The sequence below is a fragment of the Bifidobacterium sp. MSK.13.1 genome, assembly GCF_019131435.1.
In the GTDB taxonomy this organism is placed as follows: domain Bacteria; phylum Actinomycetota; class Actinomycetes; order Actinomycetales; family Bifidobacteriaceae; genus Bifidobacterium; species Bifidobacterium pseudocatenulatum.
In genome coordinates, this window is record NZ_JAHOMM010000001.1 from 98,087 (window position 1) to 114,317 (window position 16,231).

At 54.0% G+C, this 16,231-nt stretch carries 11 protein-coding genes; 1 reads left to right on the top strand and 10 read right to left on the bottom strand.

Translation table 11 applies throughout. The features are described 5' to 3' along the window. Positions 1-33 precede the first annotated feature (33 nt). A complete protein-coding gene (locus KSY55_RS00410) occupies positions 34-957 on the top strand; it encodes a glycosyltransferase family 2 protein (protein WP_034880524.1) in 924 nt (307 codons plus the stop codon). Between the two features lie 206 nt (positions 958-1,163). On the opposite strand, the gene fucO is transcribed toward KSY55_RS00410, so the two are convergent. The 10 genes from fucO to KSY55_RS00460 all read right to left on the bottom strand — a co-directional run bounded on the left by fucO (position 1,164) and on the right by KSY55_RS00460 (position 16,031). After that, the gene (fucO, locus tag KSY55_RS00415; RefSeq protein ID WP_022245249.1) at positions 1,164-2,315 is read right to left on the bottom strand and encodes a lactaldehyde reductase; all 1,152 of its coding nucleotides are present in this window, start codon (positions 2,313-2,315) and stop codon (positions 1,164-1,166) included. A 185-nt stretch (positions 2,316-2,500) separates the two neighbouring features. Beyond that, entirely contained in the window at positions 2,501-4,738 is a 2,238-nt protein-coding gene (locus tag KSY55_RS00420) for a diguanylate cyclase (RefSeq protein WP_209107428.1), read from the bottom strand. Beyond that, positions 4,731-5,396: a DUF4956 domain-containing protein gene (locus tag KSY55_RS00425; RefSeq protein ID WP_004219873.1), complete on the bottom strand. Its 666-nt coding sequence runs from the start codon at positions 5,394-5,396 to the stop codon at positions 4,731-4,733. Before KSY55_RS00425 ends, KSY55_RS00420 begins: the two co-directional genes overlap by 8 nt. 89 nt (positions 5,397-5,485) lie before the next feature. After that, the gene (locus KSY55_RS00430; protein ID WP_117501949.1) at positions 5,486-6,310 is read right to left on the bottom strand and encodes a polyphosphate polymerase domain-containing protein; all 825 of its coding nucleotides are present in this window, start codon (positions 6,308-6,310) and stop codon (positions 5,486-5,488) included. Next, a complete protein-coding gene (locus KSY55_RS00435) occupies positions 6,300-8,114 on the bottom strand; it encodes a CotH kinase family protein (RefSeq protein ID WP_065435544.1) in 1,815 nt (604 codons plus the stop codon). Before KSY55_RS00435 ends, KSY55_RS00430 begins: the two co-directional genes overlap by 11 nt. Continuing rightward, positions 8,111-9,655 carry an exopolysaccharide Pel transporter PelG gene (gene pelG, locus KSY55_RS00440; RefSeq protein ID WP_217749414.1) on the bottom strand — a complete coding sequence of 515 codons (1,545 nt, stop codon included), beginning with the start codon at positions 9,653-9,655 and terminating at the stop codon, positions 8,111-8,113. Before pelG ends, KSY55_RS00435 begins: the two co-directional genes overlap by 4 nt. A 1-nt stretch (position 9,656) precedes the next feature. Then, positions 9,657-11,090 (bottom strand): GT4 family glycosyltransferase PelF, encoded by a 1,434-nt coding sequence (gene pelF, locus KSY55_RS00445; RefSeq protein WP_117750311.1) that lies wholly within the window; start codon positions 11,088-11,090, stop codon positions 9,657-9,659. After that, complete coding sequence (locus KSY55_RS00450; protein ID WP_217749415.1) at positions 11,087-12,967, bottom strand: DUF2194 domain-containing protein; 1,881 nt, start codon at positions 12,965-12,967, stop codon at positions 11,087-11,089. Before KSY55_RS00450 ends, pelF begins: the two co-directional genes overlap by 4 nt. Next, positions 12,964-13,878 (bottom strand): hypothetical protein, encoded by a 915-nt coding sequence (locus KSY55_RS00455; RefSeq protein ID WP_117664564.1) that lies wholly within the window; start codon positions 13,876-13,878, stop codon positions 12,964-12,966. Before KSY55_RS00455 ends, KSY55_RS00450 begins: the two co-directional genes overlap by 4 nt. Further along, positions 13,875-16,031 (bottom strand): NAD(P)-dependent oxidoreductase, encoded by a 2,157-nt coding sequence (locus tag KSY55_RS00460; RefSeq protein WP_118269147.1) that lies wholly within the window; start codon positions 16,029-16,031, stop codon positions 13,875-13,877. The genes KSY55_RS00455 and KSY55_RS00460 overlap by 4 nt, the downstream gene beginning before the upstream one ends. Positions 16,032-16,231: the final 200 nt, after the last annotated feature.

Consider the following 16,231-nt stretch of genomic DNA (forward strand, 5'->3'; position numbering starts at 1 on the left):
GCGTCGTGTACAGGCTGAGCTATTGTGGTAGTTATGCTGAACGTTTCAATTGTCATCCCCGCTTGGAATGAAGAGGAGCGTATCAACGATTGCCTGTTGAATGCCACTAGGCAGACCGTGATGCCCCATGAAGTGATCGTTGTCGACAATCGTTCCACCGATTCGACGGTGGCCATGGTGGAGCAGTTCATCAAAGACCACCCGGAAGCACCCGTCCGTCTGCTGCATCAGGATGAGGAGCAGGGGCTGATTCCGACGCGCGATTATGGTTTGAACCACGCCACCGGCGACATTCTGGGCCGTTTCGACGCCGATTGCATGATTCGCCCGGATTGGGTCGAAGTGGTGTCCGGCATTTTCACTGAGGACCCGGAGGCCATGGGTGCCACTGGTCCGGTGATGTATTACGATCTGCCGAGCCGCCATTTTGGTTTGCGTGGGGATAATTCCACACGCAAGCGTATTTACAAGGCCGATGGCGGCCAGCCGTTGCTGTTTGGCTCGAATATGGCGGTCCGCGCTTCAGCTTGGCGCGAAATTTCTGACGAAGTGTGCCGAGACAAGGCCGATGTGATGCATGAGGATATCGATATTTCGCTGCATCTGCTGGGCAAGGATCTGAAAACCGTGTACTGCCCGCGTATGATCGCAGGCATCAGCGCCCGCCGTATGGACACGTCGCTCACGTCGTTCAACAATTACATGCGTCGTTTCAAGAACACGTTCGACGCGCATCCACAGCATTCGCGCAAACATAAGCCGGAGATTCTGCTCACCGCGCTATATCCGGTGATGCATCTGCTGTATCCGGTATGGCAGAAGGTGCTTGACACCGCCGATATCAATCCTGCGGAGGCGGCGTGGATCAACGAGCAGATGGAATTGGCCGAGCAGGAAGGCCGCGAATGGTACGATGACACTCCCACCGATGAGGAGTGGAGCGAAAAGCACGAGTAATTCCAATACTTGCGATTGATAATCACGGATTATTGTTTACATTGTTTCGATTAATCCGTAATTTATGTGCAGATATAAAAATCGTGGTGCGAATGCTTTGTGAAGTTTCGCACCACGATTTTTAATGCTTTCAGCGATGTTCTCTCACAATCGGGTTTCACTGCAGATTCGCTGCATGCGATTGCCGATTCGTGAGAGTTTTCGCATTACATCAGGCTCTTGTAGATGGCGAGGATGTCTTCTTCGGTGGCCTGACGCGGGTTGCCCGGGGTGCACACGTCGTTGAAGGCGTCGTGGGCCAGTGCTTCCAGATCGGCTTCGGTTGCGCCGACTTCGGAGATGGTGGTCGGGTTCTTCAGGTCGACGGTGAGCTTGTGCACGGCCTGGACGGCTTCTTCGCGAACCGTCTCGAGATCGCCGGTGTAGGCATCTTCGACACCGAAGGCGTCGGCGATGTCGCGATACTTCTCGCCGGTGAAGTCCTTGTTGTATTCCATGACCGGTGCCAGCAGAATGCCGTTGGCAACGCCGTGGGCAACGCCGAGGCGGCCGCCCAGCGGGTGGGCCATGCCATGCACCAGACCGAGGCCGACGTTGGAGTAGGCCATGCCGGTGATGTAGGAGGCGTAGGCCATCTGCTCGCCTGCAGGAACGTCGCCGTCAGCGCTCTTGGCAAGGTTCTTGGCAATCATGCGGATGGTCTGCATGCTCAGGCAGTCGGACAGGCTCCAGGCGCCCGGAGTGATGTAGCCTTCAATGGCGTGGGTCAGGGCGTCAAGACCGGTGGCGACCTTGAGGCCGCGCGGCATGGAGTCGGTCAGATCAGGATCGACGAAAGCGACGATCGGAATGTCGTGCGGGTCGACGGCCACGAACTTACGCTTGTTGGCGGTATCGGTGACCACATAGTTGATGGTGGTTTCCGAAGCGGTGCCTGCGGTGGTCGGCACGCCGAAGATCGGCACGGACGGGTTCTTGGTGTCGGCAACGCCTTCCAGGGAGAGCACATCGGCAAACTCCGGGTTGGCGGTGATGATGCCGATGCCCTTGCAGGTGTCTTGCGGGGAGCCGCCGCCCAGACCGATCAGGAAATCAGCACCGGATGCGGCGAACTTGGCAACGCCATCCTGAATGCATTCGACCGGCGGGTTCGGCTTGACGTTGTCGAAGACCTCGTACGGCATGCCTGCCTCATCAAGCACATCGGTGACCTTCTTGACGGTGCCGGTTTCCAGCAGTACCGGATCGGTGACGATGAACGCCTTGGTGAAGCCATGGGACTTGGCAACGCCCGGGATCTCCTTGATGGCGCCGCGACCGAAGTATGCAGTCTGGTTGAAAATCATGCGATAGACCATAGATGTCTCCTTTAAGCGACTGTGCTTGTTCGCCGTGTCATAGCAACCGTTGCCATGACCAACGATTCTCATCATAGACCCCATTTTGCGATTCGGCTGGAAATCGACACAACCTTTTCTGTGAGCGTTCTCACAAAATATGCGAACGCATCACACAAAAACGCATAAAACCAGACAATACGGCCTTATGACTCGAATAATTCCAGCTCGACCTGCGGCAGATCATCCTTGGAGAACACCCACATGGTCTCGTCTTTGGAACGTCGATCGGCGAAAATCGTAAGCAGGAACTTCTCTCCGTCGTTTCGCGTGTACCCGTACTGCAACACGCCGACCGACTCGACGCGGGCATGAATGAAGTCGTAATCCATAAGCAGGGAGAAACTGTCTTTGCAGAACGACGCCACCAATCGTTCGCAATAGTCATGCAGCGCGCTTTTGAACGAACCGTCATGCGCGTCAAGCATCTTCTGGAAATAGTCGGGCACCATGATCGCACGCTGTGAGTCAGTACGCAGATTCACCATGCATGCGATTGAATAGCGTCCGTTCAAATGCCGCAGCAACGATTCCATATCCTGATTACGCACCAGAATGCCCTCAAGTTTTTCGTTGAGCCCGCGCAGCTGGCGTTTGCTGCCGCCTCGCACGTAGTATTCCTTCTTTTCGCGGCGCATCTCGTTTTCGGCCTGTTCGATGATTTTCGGCAGATCGGAAGTCGACTCGCTCGACGCTACGCCCACTGATATCTCGCAGCCTTGCGTATGCAAGCGCTCACGCATGTAGTTCAGCTGCTTGCGTGTCTGCGCTTCCGTATGCGCGGAACTGATTATCACGAATTCGTCGCCGCCGATGCGATACAACCGGTCATCGCCGAAGAACGCGCGCGCCGCGTCCGCGAACTCACACAACATGCGGTTGCCCTGCTTATGCCCGAGATGGTTGTTCACCTCGTGCAGGCCGATCATATCCGCATACACGCACACCACCGCCCCGATGTCGGCGCTCCGCAGCTGCTCCACATCGCTGTCGTATGCATTGCGGTTGAGCAATCCCGTCAAGGAGTCCTGCCGATAGATTTCCTTCATGTTCTTGGCGATTAGGTCGAGCGACGGGTCGAATCCGATCAGCACCACGGCCCACGGATTGGCCTCACTGCAATCAGGGGGTACCAGCATACCGAATGCGATCACGCTGGTTTTCGCCTCGACCTCGCTTCTAAAATACGTGAATTCCGATTTTTTCTTACTGAATAGTTGGTCGCGCAAATCAGACAATCGCGTGTGTTTCAGGAATTCTCCGGCATCATCTGGATGAATGATCCGTTCTGAAACCAATGCATGGCAGTAATCATGAAAATCATCCGCATACACGTCCGGAAGTTTCGGATCGCGTTTGATGGTGCGATATTCTCCCGTGATGAGATTCAGTCGGGACAGTTCCGCAACGCCCTTGTTAAGGATTTCAAAAATATGCGCCGACAATGACGACGATTCGAGCATGCTGCGGCCGTTCGTCGACATGCGGTAGTCGCGATGCATCAGATCTTTGGAGATATTCCAGAAATGCTGGTCATCCGGGCGGTGTTCCAGCAAATCCTCCATCTTTTCCACAGTGAGCGGACGGTAGAAATAATATCCTTGGATGTACATGCATCCCAGCTCACGCAGCTTGCTCACCTGTTCGGCGGTCTGCGCACCCTCCGCAATGATCGACAGTCTCAGCTGGTAGGCCATGTCGATCACGGATTCGATGATTTTCAAACCTTTCGCCGCATTGTCAGCATTCAGGTCAACGAATTTCATGTCGAGTTTGATGGCATCGACGTTGATGTCCTTCAACATGTTGAGTGACGAATACGCCGACCCAAAATCGTCCATCAGCACGGCAATACCTCGCGCATGCAGGTCCCGAATGGTCTCTTCGACCACATCCATGTTATGTGCGATCGCACTTTCTGTGATCTCCACCTGCAGCAGGCGAGCATCGATGCTGAACCGATCGAGCAGGTCGCCAAGCACTCGCGCCACATCGATCGACTCGATATCCGTCATCGACACGTTGACGGACACCGGCACCAGATTGCGCCCCTCCCCATCCCAACGCGACAGCATTTCACACACGGAACGCCAGATGAACAAATCGAACCGCGTGACCATTGACTCACGTTCAAGCAGAGGAATGAATTCGCCGGGAGACACCAAGCCATATTCCGGATGATTCCAACGCACCAACGCCTCCGCACCCACGATTGCGCCGGTTTCAGCATTGCATTTGGGTTGCAGGTAGAAGCAGAATTCGTTGTTGTCAAACGCCTGGTTGATGTCGTCAAGAGAGAATCTGGGTACGATTTCGTCGTTGCTGGGCGCCCTGCCCGTGGATTCCAGCCGCGCGCCTGCGGCAACATCGAATTGATTACCCATGATACTCACCGTTGTACTGTATCAGCGTCACGTCTTCGACACCCTCAATGGCGCGAACGCGTTCCGCGAACGTCATGTCCTTATCATCACAGAATACTTCAACCGCCATTTCCGTGCGTTCGCCACGCATGGTTTTGGACTTTACGAAGAATTTGGTGCGTCCGAACGCGCGCGTGATCTCATCTCCCACTACATCGCCCACATAGTGGATCACCGCAATGTACACGCGCCCCTTGTCTTGACGCGAGTAGAACAGAGCCAGCATGCCGATCATCACCAATCCGGCAACAATCACCAGCACATACATGCCGGCGCCCGCCGCAATACCAGACGTGATCGCCCAGAACAAATACAACAGATCCATCGGATCCTTGACCGCGGTACGGTAGCGCACAATCGATAATGCACCGACCATACCAAGCGAAATCACAATATTCGTACTGATGGCCAGCGTGACCATGCAGGTGAGCACGCACATGCCCACCAACGTAACGGCAAAACTGCGCGAATACACCACACCCGTGTAGAAACGGCGGTACACGCAGTAAATGACGATGCCGACGATCAACGCCACCAGCAACGCCAGCGCCATTTTGGGCACATTGTATTGGCCGAAGGATTTCAGCACCGACTTTTTGATCATGTCATTGACACTCATATGGTTTCTTTCTCTCCTGCTTCCTTGATTCGTAACGTTTGTTTTTGCCGGAATGCCAGTCAACATGCCAGCCGATTACAGGCTTGGCTTTACAGGCTTGGCACGCTCCAGCCTTCCTGCCAGTAGTCGAATCCCCGCAAATACGAGGCTTTGTCGTAGCAGAGCACGTATTTCGAAGCCGATGTCAACTCCTGCGCCTTGCCGGGCAGCAGATCACGCACCACTTGCGGCAGGAACTCGGTGAATTTGACCTCCATCACCAGCTTGCCCGGCTCAAGCACGGGCAGTACCGGCAGCGTGGAGTCGAAAACATCGAATCCGCCGACCGCCGCACGCACGTTCATATCGAAGGTGATGCGTACGGTTCCGGCGTCAAGAATCCACGGTTCGCGCTCATAATCGACGATCACGCGAGGGCGCATCACATTGCACATGCATTCCACATAAAACTCGCGGCACAACTGATACTCGCTGTCACGCAGAAATTCGTAATCGCCGGCAAGAATACGGTCGAACTGCTCGTGCGTGAGCGGTGCATCCTCCTTGTAGATCCAACTGTCGCTTTTGCGTTTGCGTTCCAGTTTGATCACACGATCGCTGTAATCGTAGATGCGGATGCGGTATTTCCTACGCAGCAGCACACCGTCGACTTTTTCCTGATATGCGGTGTTCCAATAATCGTCGAAATACAGGCTGCGAATCATATAGCCGCCGTTTTTCGCATGCTTGTCGAGGCCAAGCAGCGGCGCCATACGCACGTTCAAGTCGGCTTTTTGCGCGTATGAGATCAGATATTTGAGCTCATGACGGAACCGTTCCTTGGCTGTGCGCGGTGGAACGGATAATTCCTCGCCGACGCGATGTTTGATACGTTGCAGCAGCGACGTTCCGCGATTGCCACCATCACTGCACATTGGCATCCTCCACAATGCTGCCGTCGGCTTTCACATAGAAACACTTGGTGCCGTAGATCTTGTTGCCGTCGGTGACGTAGTAGTCAAACGCGTCCTGCGTCTCGCCTGATGCATTGCGCACGCTCACCTTGATGAAGTACTGGCCTTCACCAGGCATATCCATCACGGCTTCCGGCAATACGAGGTCGCTCTGTGTGAACACCACGTCTTTGCCTTCGTAATCCTTGGCCACGGTAACGGTATAGCGCAGATCCTCATCGTTGAAATCATAGGAGACATCCCAGCTGAGTTTGAGCTTGCCGTTGGTAGGAGTCGGCTTGCCGATATAGAACGGCATGGGCTTATTGAACCCGGTTCGGTACGTCTGGTAGTTCTGTTCGATTTCGCTATGCAATTGGTTTGCCACCGTGTCGTATTGGCTTGACGTCAGAGGCTCATGCATGGAGTCGGGCATCTTCCGCACGTATGGTTCAACGATGGAACGGTACCGCCGCACCATGGAATTGATGCGATCGGCGCTCATATACTTGTATTCGTCTTTCACAGCCTTGCCGAGCGCGGTTCGGAACGACTTGGTTTGCAGACAACGTCGGAACAGTATGTTGCCCCAATAGTTGCTGACACCGTTCTCCCAGCTTTGGCCCTCGGAACGTTGCCTGATCTCGTATTCCTTGCGCATGAGCATACCATCGTTATCCCAGTCGAGCAGGTAAAACGTATCCGAATTCGTGGGACTATACAGGTACATATTGCGGCTTTGCGTATCGATATTGCCGGTCAGCAATTGGAATGCCATCCAATATGCGAGATTTTCGGTATCGAAATATTTGCCGAGGATTTCGCCCATCGGCACTGAATAATCATTGAGATCGTTCAGCATGGCGATCAGTTTGGTATGGTCGTTGTCGCCTTTGATTTCCAGTTTTTCTTCGAATTTCGCTTGATCGTAGTCAGGATCATCGGCGAGTTTGATCACGTCTTCGTCTCGATAGAATTCGAAATAATTGACTTTGTACAGCTGTCCGTTCTTATCAAGTCCGTGCACCTGCAATGCGGTTTTGTTGAGCTGTTCGACTTGCGTGTACAGACCGTAATCGTCGAAGGAATCCGATCCGCTGGTCTCGTCTTTCACGTACAGGTGCACGAATTGCGTGCGCAGTCCCATCATCTGGTCGATGCCTTTGATGAGATCGTACGCCATTTTGTTACGGAAACGCAGACCTTCGCCCATATGCTTGTTCAATGCGATGGTACGCTGCCCACGCCACTTGCCTTTGCCGCTTTTCAACTCGATCTTGTAGTTCTTCTGCTCGTTTTTACTCGATGACTGGCCACGTATCTGCACGGTGGCGTTCGGCGCGCTTTCACCAAAACCAAGCTCACCGGAAACCGGTCCTTGTTCGTCGCCGACCTGCAGCAAACCATTGACCTTGTAGCGGTCAACGCCCATGGCCGCATAGTCATCAACGGAATACTGGTTGATTTCGCTCCAGCTATGGTCGGTGCCTTCCGACGAATTACCGCGCGATACCGTCAGATACATGGTTTCGACACCGCTGTCGTCATACACCTTGTATAACGATTCGTTGTCGCGCAAGTGTGCGCCGTCGATGCTTTGTTCAGCGCTTTTCTTGACTTGCTCATGCGTCTGTGACGAATCCGATGATTGCGATTGTTCATTATCGTTGGGTGATGAAGTCGCACATCCGGCGCAGGAAAGCACCGTCAGCATTGCCGTCAATGCCGCTATTTGCTTGACAAGCGTGGTAATGGCTTTTGTGTTGCGTCGGTTCCACCATGTCATGATTTACGATTCCTCCCGATTATGACATCCGTTTCTGCAATATTCGCCTTGTCAGAAGACCGTGCATGCCCTGAGCGATGCAATGATTGGTCGACCCGCTGTTCGCCATGTTCAAGCAGTATGCCCAGTTCGGTGAAACGTCCACGTTTCGTTTGCGCCACAATCGGCTGCTGTCCCAGCACTCGGTATGGCAGATTGTCGGTGTATGAGGCGAGCCGGAATGTCGCATATATGGCGAACAGCGATGCCCCCATCAGGAAACCGAAACCGAACAGCGACGTAGTGAAGAACTGTCCGATTACTGTGAACACAACCGTCGAACCCGCAAACAATGCCGACGCCGTCAATGCACCGGAATAATCGGTAAAATACAGCAGAATCAGCATCACGGTGTTGCCGACCGCATAAAGGGCATACCCCACGCAGAGCACACGGAAATATCCGTGCATCACATCGCTGAATCCTAAAGGAAGCGCGTTCAGCACTGTTTTTTCCAATGAAATCACGGCAGCGGTCACCAACAATTGCTTCAACGCCGTGTAATGCAATTCTCGATTGAGCACAGTCAGCATTTCATCTTCGGCAATGGTAATGTCTTTGACCGTGCCTCCATCATTCAACAGACTGTAATACGAACGATATGTCGGATAGAAATTCACTTCCACCGACACCACAAAATTCACCGTGGTGATCAGAATCGTCAAAAACGCCAGCATGGCGGGCACATCGTAATATGGCGCGCCATAAAACAGGCCCTTCACCTTGATGCCGAGCGGACCGCACCATGTGATCACCAAATGGGCGAACAGGCCGATGGTGGTCAGCAATCCGGTCAACGCCAACGGCAGAAACTGATCGACCCACTGCAAAAACAGCCACGGATGCTTACGACTTTGCGGAAAATAACGATGCAACAAGAGCACATCCCACACCAGCATCACACCATAGCCAAGCACCACTGCGAACAACAGCGACTCCACAGGAGGGCAGGCCAACGCAAGCAACACGCATGACGTAACGAACGCCACCAACACCGCAGCCACGAAAGAATACAGAATGCTTTTGTAATCCTTGATGGCCGTCAAATAGCTCATCGCATTCCAGTTGACGATCATTTCAAGAAACAGCCACAAACACAACGCGCCCTGCATCAACGTGGCACCGGAAAACAGCAGGAAAAACGTGTACAACACCGCGCCCACCACCAGCATGATGCCAGTAGACCCCCAGAACGACGGCAGAATCATCTTCTCATCGTGATCAAACAACATATCCGCCAGAAAACGGGTGACCGGCATCGACAGAAAACTCGTCAACACCAACGAGGCAAGCAGCGTGTAGGTGATCATGCATACGAGCAGATCGCGGTCGGGGCGGCCCACCTGCCACCAGCCGCTCACGATCAGCACGCCGAACTGCAGAAGCACGCCCAACAGCATCGGACCAGCGCAAATCACGCCGGCATAGCCGTAGGCTCGCAGCATCGCCATCAAGCCTCTACGGTGGAACAGTTTCTTCAGTTCAAATCCAATACCGGCCATATCAGCGCTCCAATCCGAACTGATTCAATCCGAACTGATCCGCGGTATCGCTATACAGCTTGCGATAATCGTCAAGCATGCGCTCATGCCGGTAATAGGCGTTCACACGGTTACGGCCAATCTGCCCCATGGTCTCACGCAGCGTGCGACTGGAACACATGCGTTCCATGGCTCGGCTCAGGCCCTCGCGGTACATCGGGGGCACGTAGAAGCCTGCCGTGCCGAAATCGTCGCCTTCCTCGCCTTCCAAAAGCTCACGGCAGCAGCCGACGTCAGTGGTCACGCAGGGGCGTGCGGCTGCGAACGATTCCAGCACCGACAGCGGCTGGCCTTCGGAAATGCTGGTCAACACGGTGAAATCAAGCTTGCGCATGTATTCGACCACGTTCACACGGCCGGTGAACTCAAGATTGCGCACACCCAACTGTTCCACAAGCTCATAGCATTCGTCGGCATACTCCTGATCGTCAACACCGCCGAGAATATGCAAGCGCACATTGTCAACGCGAGAGGAAAGCTCATGGAACGCGTGAATCAGGGTTTTCACATCTTTGATGGGCGCCATGCGCACCACCGCGCCGATATCAACCCAACCGTCGTCGGGTTTGAAAGGAATATCGCAGAAACGTTCGTATTGAATGCCATTGGGAATCACCTGGCAGGCATCGGCGGGCGCACCCATGCCAATTTGGATAAGACGGGCACGACCGAACAAGCTGGTGATGCGCCACGCACGATGGTAGATCTGTTCCGAAAGCATGTAGAAGAAACGGATCCAACGCGGCCGGAAAGCGGGCGACACCCATTCGGCGGAAATAATCTCCTCTTCACGTTCGCGCGTGTAAATGCCATGTTCCGTAAGCAATACCGGCGCATGGTTGATGGAACCGCCCAAACAGGCCAACAATCCGCCATATCCAGTGGAAATCGCATGGTAGATCTGCGCTTCCGGCACTTCGCAGTCCATCAAGTACAACACCGGCAGCAACATGGAGCGCACGGTATGGAAAGCGTCGGCGTAGGCCACATACGGATATTCCTCCATGCAGATTTTCGTAAACAAGTCGATGAATTCACGGCTTTGCAGGAACGACAGCGGATGCACGCCTCTGGTGTGGAACAGGTTGAACAGCACATCCCAGTCTGGGCTGCCAAGATTCACCAGTTCGCGCAATGACCGCAATTCCTCTTCGGTGAACGACACTTGCGCTCGTTCACCGCTCAGACGCAAGGCGTCGTCGAGGAACACCTCATGCACTTCCACCACATTGTCGGGCAGGTCATATACGAATTTGCCGCGGTCTTCGGCTTTGGCGCCGATCACCCACAATACGAACTCGTGCTCTTTCATCGCTTCGATATAACTGTGCATCCACGTGGACACTCCACCATGCACGTACGGGTAGCATCCTTCCAAAACCAGGCAGATTCTCATGCCTCTCCCCCAGTCTTGCGTTTGATATGAACCGTGGCGTTCGTGGCTTTGAGCAGATACAAGTTGCCGATCAGCTTGGTGAGGCTTCCGCCACGAACCCTGCCAGGCGTGCCATTGTTGGCACGGAACATGAGCCATCCTTGATCGGTGAGGTTGCCAAGTTTCAGATCCCAACCATCGTCGGACGTTTCCATCGAAACGGTCAATCCCGAAAAACGTTGGATGGCTGCGGCACATTCCGTGCCTGTCTGCATACGAATGGACGGTGCCGACGATTCCAGCCAGTCAAGATAGTTTTCCAATCCCTGGTAGTACTTCTTCCATCCTTCTTTCGCTCCACGATCTTCATCAAGCAGATCGTCGGGATGCATGAAGTGCGTGCTCACATAGTGCATGTTCAGTTCGGAAACCGCGGCAAGACGCATGTACGTGTCGCCCACCATGCCGCCGGACACGATACGTGGAGCCTCCACCACGCCATCGGCCGCAACACCGAACTCCTGCACGTACGTCAAGGAACTGTCGGAAGGCATATACGTACTGGCGATGGCGCGAATCTGCGGCACATCCTCACCTATGATCTTTCGTCCCTCTTGGGAAAGGATATTCGACGGCGGCACGTATACCGACGATGTTGCGGCCGGCAATACGTCTTTCTGGAATGCGATCAGTTCCTGCAATGATGCCACAATGGCTCTGCGATTCGGCCATTGCACGTACGTGTATTCGTTGCCGTAATCCGTATTCGGCAACACCAACGGCTGATGGTTGTACCCGTGATATCCGATTTCGCCGTTTTGCCGAAGCAGCAATCCCCCATAATACTCGAATTGTGCGCCGTCCGTCTGCCGTACCGGATCATCCTTGGTGTCATCGCCGTAATTCTCAATCATCACACCGGTGAAACGAATACCGTACCGTTCCGCAAGACGCACCAAATCCGGCCACCATACTTGAGAATAGAATTCAGCAATACTTATGTTGTAGTCACGTTTGATGTATTTGCCATTGCCGGACGGTACCGGAGAGGGAAAATCATCCAAGTAGAACGCTGCGCTGTTGATCACCGGATAGGCCGTGGCAGAACCGAGCAGGCTGAACGCCGAAGCGTAAAATCCTCGAAACACCTTGCCGTAAATGCCGATATTGCACATCACAGCTGTTCCTGACTCCACCGCGTTCCTCCACACCAATGGCGTTCTGCCATTGCTGCTGACCGCTTCCACCTGTGCACGATCATCCAATGCGACGCTCAGCGACGATTTGAACGGGTCACTGAACGTGTACGTCTGACCGCCACCCAACATAAAATCCTCGGACGGTGTAATTCCCTCAGTCGCCACATATTCGTATGTGGACGATTCAATGCCGATCTGCGGGCCGATCACATCCAAATAGCCGGTTTTCTCCGGAGTCATGGCAAACATGACGCCACCGCCCTTTTTGGCCCATTGCATGATTTGCAGCACATGCTCGCCCAGACGGTCGAGATTAGGCATGGCCACCACTATGGTGCTGTAGTGAGTCAACGCTGGAAATTCAGCGTTTTCGTCAGCCACGTCAACCGTAGTGGTGGGGACTTTCATATCAAGCAGAATCTGGTCAAGCATGGCTTCGGCATCGCTGACACCCTCCTGCGAACTGTCGACCACCAACAGATTCGTAGCTTTTTCGCCAGCGATGGCATTGGCAGCAGGAATGGCTTTGTTTCGATCCAAATACGTAATGTCGAACCGCGTGGCACCATAATGCACGCCCAAGCTTTCCACCAGCAACACCAATGCGATGGCCATGAACACAGCCCAGACCTTGACCAAACCTTGCCAGCGGAATCGCTTCCACTTGGCCAACACGTCTGACAGGAATCCTCTGATCATGCGCGTTCAGCCTCCTTGGCTCCAGTCCAGAACCGCAGCGTGCGTCTTCCTTGGCCACCGAGATAAATATGCTTGCTTTCAATCTGCTGAACGGTGTGGCGCAACGCATCGCCATCATTGCGTGCGGCATCGAGTCGTAGACGCATCAGCCATACATCGCCTTGATCCGGCCACCGTTCCATAGCGCCGTCAATGGTGTGCGCGGCATCATCAAAGAGTCCAAGATCAATCTGCATTTGCGCAAGACGGCACGCAACGTAATAATCGCCATGTTGGCAAAGTCGTTCCTGCAATACTTCGGCATATCGCTGCTTCTGCAACTGCAATGCGTATCCTTGCGCAATACCGGAATTGATATATCGTTCCAGCGCATCGCAATAGCGTTCCAACATCGTTTCGGAATTTCGATGCTGCAGATAATCGTTGCGGCAGCGCTGCAATGCAAGATCTTCCTTGGCACTGATCTGTGCCAAGGCGGTAGCCGCGTAATGCACGACTTCCACATCCTCATTCAGTCGGGCCTGCGACAGCACATCGATATAACGGCTGGGATTGTCGTTGAGAATGGACATCACCAGACTGCGCCGCTGACTCGAATCGTTGACGATCAGCGCCTCTTCCAGCGGCACGGTATTGGCGAAATCGGCTCGTTCCTCAACGAGAATGCTTCGACGTTCCTCATCATCCACACGCATTTGCTCAAGCCCCGGAGCCGTGTGCTCGCCAGCGCGCATCAGCGTGCGCGTATGCAGCATCAGCACGCATAACGGCCCCCACAATGGCACCAGCAGCATGAAAGGAAGCAGCCGCCCTTCCACGCGAAGCACGCCAACGCGAGACAATACGCACATCAGCACGCATACCAGCACATGTATGACGATAAGCAGCATCGTCACTACCGTTGTGTTCATGCCGTGCCGCCTTCGTGCGATTCGGCGGCCACTTGTTCCGAAGCCTCATCCAGCAGCGCGTCTTCCTCTTGCCCGGAAACGCGTGTCACATGCAATCCAGCTTGGGCCAAACGCTTGTTGATGATAGGCAGCTCATGCTTGCCGGCCTGGTTCATCAACACATACACGTTGCCGTCTTGCAGTACACCCGCCTCGTCCGTCTGACGAATGGCCCCCATGAGACGGCTGCCATTGTCTTGCCAAGCATCATCCACACGCAGCAGCAGGTGATCGCCCATATGGTCGTGCTTGAGTTCGTTGGCGGCAAGCACTTTGGGTAGAAACGCCCGAGTGTTCAGGAATTCGGTGCCCGGCACCAGCATCGCCTGACGCGCCACATTCTCATAGTCGAACGCACGCACCATCGCGGATTCCACCAAGCCGCACATGATGGTGAACAGATTCTGGAAGTACAGGTTCATTTGGTCGGGATGGGCTTTGGCAAGCACAATCACCATGGCCAGCTTGCCATTGGCATGCACGCCCGCCGCATACATTGGAAGGTTTTGTTCGAGATTGCGGTTTACCCACAATCCGCCATGATCCAAAGCAATGACAACGTTGGCATAATTCTCAAGCAACGCCGATTTGCTGAACAAAGATTCAGTCTGCGGGCTTGCGGCCATCAAACGCGCGAAACGACCACCATTATCGATTCGGTAAATACCGAAACTATCGCCGCCCAACGTATCTTGCATAATGCGAATGGCCGCACGATACAGCTTTTGAGGCTGCACTTCGTCCAATTCACGGGTCATCGCATACATTTTGCCGAAACTGTCGCGTCTGCCGATAATCTGCCCGCGCAACATACGACGATCATCGAGCACATCGTGGTACAGGTCACGCAGGAACGCAAGTCGTTCACGCAGCAAACTGTTTTCATCACGCATGAATCGCAGGTTTTCGCGATTGCGCATCTGTACATACCCACATACTGCGCCCGCAACGAAATACACCACAAACGTAATCCAGTTCGACGTATCGTAAAACAGCGGAGCGAATGAAGCGCCCTTCGATGCATACGACAACGCCATGCCGGCACATGCGAGCGCGGCCGCGAACACGCCTGCGTTCAGTCCGTACATCGTGCCGACGATCACCACGAAAAACAGGCGCAAATCCACGGTTCCCAGCTGACTGTTGCCTTGTACCGCGGTGCGAAGCAATTCCTCCAGTATGAACGTGACGCAGATTTCGAATGCGATCCATGGTTTCGAATGGTTGCGCAGAAAATCCCAGACCGGGTGCTTTTCGGACCGTTCCTGCGCACGCGCCTCTTTCCAGCGCTGAAGCACAGGGGGAAGATCCTGTCTGAGCGAATATCGCGGCAACCAGCCATAGCGTAATCGCAGCACATGATCGTCTGCTGGGTAATGTTGGGGTCTGTCTTCGCCAAAAGTCACCGATAATCCGGGAAATGCCGCGCTGATCGCATCAGCCAAATCACCGTATGTGAAGTCGAACACGTTGGGCACATGGAAGATTTCGCTTTCGGCGGTCCAATCGTCGAACATGCGGTAGATCAGTTCGGCAAGATCGTCGGCGCAGAGAAAGCATGTCTGTTGCTGTTTGCGTTCGCAGAATGAGATCGACCCTGCCGATGCCTGTTCGAACAGTCTGCCGAAATATGCGGTTGCTCCATTGCGCTCGGGTGCATACAAGTATGGACAGCGAATGATTTTCGCTTCCAGACGGTAGGTGCGCGCGTAATACAGGCAGAGTTCTTCCGACGCTCGAGACATCAGACTTTTGCTGGTATCACGTACGTCGGCGTTTTCCGGATAGGTGAATTCGGATTCCGGTCCGCATACCATCAGCATTTGCGTGGATCTGTTACGTATGGCGTGCAGCAATCTGCGAAGATATCCGAGATCGCCGTCACGCTCACTTCGCGGGGTGAGGCCTTCGGAAAAGAATACGATGCGATCGAATTCGTATGTGGTAAGAGTTTCGGCAAGGGTGTTGGCGTCAGACATGTTGACGATTCTGAGACGGTCATTGCCGTCTACGGTGCCTTCTCGTTCCGCTATCACCACATGGTCTCGGGGAAAGGAATGCTGAATCCACTGCTTGGTAATGAAGTCGGTGTTGCCGACCAGAAGCACTTCCATGCCGCCACCCCAGCGAATACTCCCTTAACGGGGTTACGACATAACTCTGCCCACAAACCCCCATTGTTACTGCCTTACGGTGTTCCAGTGTAGCCAAACAGCAGACAGACTCCCCCTCTAACGGAGGTTTTCTTAGTCATTTCTCAGTAACTCGCAAGTCAACATGACTTGCGTCGACCATTTTAGGGGGCTTACCCGCA

Bases quoted from the DNA above. Each gene is read 5' to 3' on its own strand.
- KSY55_RS00410 (WP_034880524.1), top strand. From the start codon at position 34: ATGCTGAACGTTTCAATTGTCATCCCCGCTTGGAATGAAGAGGAGCGT.
- fucO (WP_022245249.1), bottom strand. From the start codon at position 2,315: ATGGTCTATCGCATGATTTTCAACCAGACTGCATACTTCGGTCGCGGC.
- KSY55_RS00420 (WP_209107428.1), bottom strand. From the start codon at position 4,738: ATGGGTAATCAATTCGATGTTGCCGCAGGCGCGCGGCTGGAATCCACG.
- KSY55_RS00425 (WP_004219873.1), bottom strand. From the start codon at position 5,396: ATGAGTGTCAATGACATGATCAAAAAGTCGGTGCTGAAATCCTTCGGC.
- KSY55_RS00430 (WP_117501949.1), bottom strand. From the start codon at position 6,310: ATGTGCAGTGATGGTGGCAATCGCGGAACGTCGCTGCTGCAACGTATC.
- KSY55_RS00435 (WP_065435544.1), bottom strand. From the start codon at position 8,114: ATGACATGGTGGAACCGACGCAACACAAAAGCCATTACCACGCTTGTC.
- pelG (WP_217749414.1), bottom strand. From the start codon at position 9,655: ATGGCCGGTATTGGATTTGAACTGAAGAAACTGTTCCACCGTAGAGGC.
- pelF (WP_117750311.1), bottom strand. From the start codon at position 11,090: ATGAGAATCTGCCTGGTTTTGGAAGGATGCTACCCGTACGTGCATGGT.
- KSY55_RS00450 (WP_217749415.1), bottom strand. From the start codon at position 12,967: ATGATCAGAGGATTCCTGTCAGACGTGTTGGCCAAGTGGAAGCGATTC.
- KSY55_RS00455 (WP_117664564.1), bottom strand. From the start codon at position 13,878: ATGAACACAACGGTAGTGACGATGCTGCTTATCGTCATACATGTGCTG.
- KSY55_RS00460 (WP_118269147.1), bottom strand. From the start codon at position 16,031: ATGGAAGTGCTTCTGGTCGGCAACACCGACTTCATTACCAAGCAGTGG.